At 53.4% G+C, this 3,454-nt stretch carries 2 protein-coding genes; one reads left to right on the plus strand and one right to left on the minus strand.

Annotated elements, in window-relative coordinates:
- Positions 1-468 (minus strand): ArdC-like ssDNA-binding domain-containing protein (locus ACI2JR_RS28100; protein ID WP_462480089.1); only part of this gene is annotated, 468 nt, incomplete at its 3' end.
- A 965-nt stretch (positions 469-1,433) separates the two neighbouring features.
- Between ACI2JR_RS28100 and ACI2JR_RS28105 the strand changes: the two genes are divergently transcribed.
- Positions 1,434-3,422, plus strand: a complete 1,989-nt coding sequence (locus ACI2JR_RS28105; protein WP_462480088.1) for an ATP-dependent nuclease — start codon at positions 1,434-1,436, stop codon at positions 3,420-3,422.
- Positions 3,423-3,454: the final 32 nt, after the last annotated feature.

Below are 3,454 nucleotides of genomic sequence, written 5' to 3' on the forward strand. Positions count from 1 at the left end.
AACGTTAAATACGGTGAAAGTTTTCAGCATCGGGATATGTTCAACGTCACCGGCGTCGTTTTCCTTTTCCATGGTCGTATAGAAAATGGCTGTTGTCCCATGCTCACCCTTGCGAACCTGTCCACCTGCCGCCTGTGCCTGTTTGTAGGTCATCCAGCGGGAATCGCTGAACCCCTGCTTAGATGCGCTGCACCACAGCAACATGATGTTCATACCGCTGTAGGCCATGCCGGTTGCGTAATTCGATGGCAGACCAGACATGCCGGATACCCGTTGCCACGGGCAGGACCACGGTTTTATACCGGCTTCAAGTGCTGCAATGATGTTGGCGGTAACGGTCTGATAAATTTCCTTTCTGGTTTTAGAAAATTTCGTTTTTGAGGAGCCTGACGGGTCCAGCGGGGATACGCTGGTCGCCGCTGCGGTGTTAGGGGCGCTTGTCCGGGTGGTATGCAGGGAAATAGCCATGATTTTTTCTCCGTCAGTGTGTGATTTTCGTCTTCGTATCGCCTGACGGTTTGCTTTTCCGGCATCATTCTGTCCTGCAAGGGCGCAGAATGCGTGCCATTTATAGGCGTAATGCTGGGAACGGCTTTCGTGGGGCGCTTCCGCAAAGATGGACGGGGCCACGCGGTGAATCTGGTCATCGGACAGCGGGAAATCGCTGCGCAGCACCGGGGAACGGGATGCGAGTTGCATGATCTTTCTCCTGACGAAAAGGGTTTGCTGTTCAAACCGCACACCGGATTCCTAGATTCGGAGCCCAGCCTTTCGGCTGTTCGGTGCGGTTGGCACGAGGAACCCGGTTGGCCCTGTTGCCACCGTCTTTCCTGAGTTCATCGCCCGCGACGGTCAGGAGCCCACGGACGTGGGCCGTCAAGGAGGAAAGCGTCAGGGTGGTGCGGCCCGCAGGCGCAGCCGAGGACTCGGCCTGACGCGCCTTGACGGCACGCGGCCACGGGCTACAGTCGCGAGTAAGGTGATAGAGTCAGGAGAGACGGCTGGGCATGGCAACGGCCGCCGCGATGTGCAGATCGCACGTAAGCGGAGCACGCAGGCCCGAAGCTGGAAGCCGGGCCGTAAGCGTCAGGGATGTGGAAGGCTGGCGAATGCCAGTCCCGTCAGGGATGAGCGAGCAGCGAACCTGGAGCAGCGTGGTCCACGAAGCGGAGACGCAAGGAAGTATTTCGTTTATTATCTATTTGTATAATTGTATTTTTCGGCAGATACGGAAGCTCGTTCGACTAATTCGAATGCTTGACAACGGACTCAGATGTGCCAGCCCTACATCCGTCAATAAATGACTGCTTTGAAAGGATATATTGGTGATGACGTAGTTGGCGATGAATCTAAAAAAGTATGTCCATGCGATCCAAATGCTCAGAATCGGCAAATGTCATCTATTTAATAATTGATGCGAAGATGGGGGAAAGATGAGAATTGAGAAAGTAAAGGTCGAAGGTTTCCGACTCCTCCAGGATGTTGAGATCATGCTGGAAGATAGCTCGACTGTGGTAGTCGGTCGAAACAATAGCGGAAAGACTTCTCTCACCGATGTCTTTGATCGCTTCATTGGCCAAAGCGGAGCTCGCTTCCGGCTGGAGGACTTCTCCGCAGCTTCACGGACAAAATTCTTCGAAGCGAAAAAACTAAGGGAAAGTGGAGCAAAACCTGAAGATGTGCTGGCAGCGTTTCCAATGATCGCCCTCACGCTGACATTCGAGTACGACGCCGCCGCACCCAATCTAGGCCCCCTGGCTCCATTTGTCATCGACTTGGATGTCGCATGCACAAAGGCATTGGTGCGTGTGGAGTATAAGCCGATCTTAGATACGCTCCCCATCATGTTCGACATCGCTGCGCCCGCGGAAGGCGTAGAGAAAAACTCTCATTTCCTCAGATCATTGCGCGACACGATTCCCAAGGCATATTCCATAAACGTCAGCGCCATTGATCCGACAGATCAAACCAATCGACGTGTTTTTGAAGGAGTCTCTGCTCTTTCGGCTCTCGTCCAATGTAATTTTGTCCGAGCACAGCGCACCCTCGACCACGCTAGCCAAGGCGACGCTGACGTGATCGGAAAATTGCTGAGCACGCTTTTCAAGACAGCCTCGGCCCCAACAGCCGCCGCCGCCGATCAAGAACTGGCAGCGAAGCTGAAGTCTTCCGTGGAAGAGATCGAACGCGGCGTTCAAGGGGACTTTGACGCAATGCTTAAGAAGCTCCTTCCGACGATGGAGGTTCTGGGCTTCCCGAGTCTCAATGACGCCGAGCTAAGGCCAGAAACATCGCTCAACGTCGAGGCGCTTCTGTCGGACCACACAAGGGTGGTATACGCGGGCGCAGACGGAGTTCACCTTCCCGAAGGCTACAACGGTCTAGGGACGCGAAATCTCATTTATATGCTCTTGCAGCTGGAGAGCTACCACAAAATCTATCGCGCAAAGCCAACCCGCCCCGTCACGCACCTAATTTTCATCGAAGAACCAGAAGCTCACCTGCATCCTCAGATGCAAGAAGTGTTCATCAATCAACTGAACATCGCAATCAAAAAACTCTCTGCCACGTATCCGGACGAGCCCACATGGAAAGTACAGTTTTTGATCACGACACATTCACCGCACGTGGCGAATGCCGCCTCATTCGAGGCCGTACGTTATTTCTTGAACGAGGCACCCAAAACGCCGAATGCGCGGCGAACTAAGGTCAAGGACTTCAAGAAGGGGATGGCAAATATATCGGCTGATGACCAGGACTTCCTCCATCAATACATGACCTTAACCAAGTGTGACCTCTACTTTGCCGACAAGGCAATTATGGTAGAGGGGACCACTGAGCGACTTCTGATGCCGCGACTGTGCGGTCTCGTGGACAAGTCACTGGACGACAAACACAAGCTGGCCAGGCAGTACGTAACCTGCGTTGAGGTCGGTGGTGCGTATTCTCATATCTTTTACCCCTTGCTGGACTTCCTTGAACTCAAGACGCTAGTTGTCACGGATTTGGATTCCACCAAACCAATTGAGAAAGAGAACAAGAAGGGAAAAGTTATTACTACGTGGGAGAAGTGCCCTGTAGCTGAAGGTCAGCGCACATCAAATGCCGCAATCAAGGATTGGTTCCGCCCACCCAACTCCAAGGATGCAGACGGCTGGCAAATCTCGCCGGGTGAGTTGCTTGTAAAATCTGCAAAAGAAAAGATTAGTGGTTGCCGCCGCATCGCGTATCAGATTCCAGAGGTCCCCGAAGCAGCCAGCTGCGCGCGAAGTTATGAAGACGCGCTCGTCCTCGCCAACCCGGATCGATTCGAATGGCCTAAGGAGCAAGACGAGGCCACCGAAGCATGGGACATCGCAAAGTGTTACCAACGGTGCGAAAGTGATCCATATCCGACGCCTGAAATTAGATCCAGGGGTTAATCTGCTCTCCTGATTCGGGAGAGCTTATGGTC

This window comes from Klebsiella sp. NPDC088457 (genome assembly GCF_044900465.1).
Classification (GTDB): domain Bacteria; phylum Pseudomonadota; class Gammaproteobacteria; order Enterobacterales; family Enterobacteriaceae; genus Klebsiella.

Bases quoted from the DNA above. Each gene is read 5' to 3' on its own strand.
- ACI2JR_RS28105 (WP_462480088.1), top strand. From the start codon at position 1,434: ATGAGAATTGAGAAAGTAAAGGTCGAAGGTTTCCGACTCCTCCAGGAT.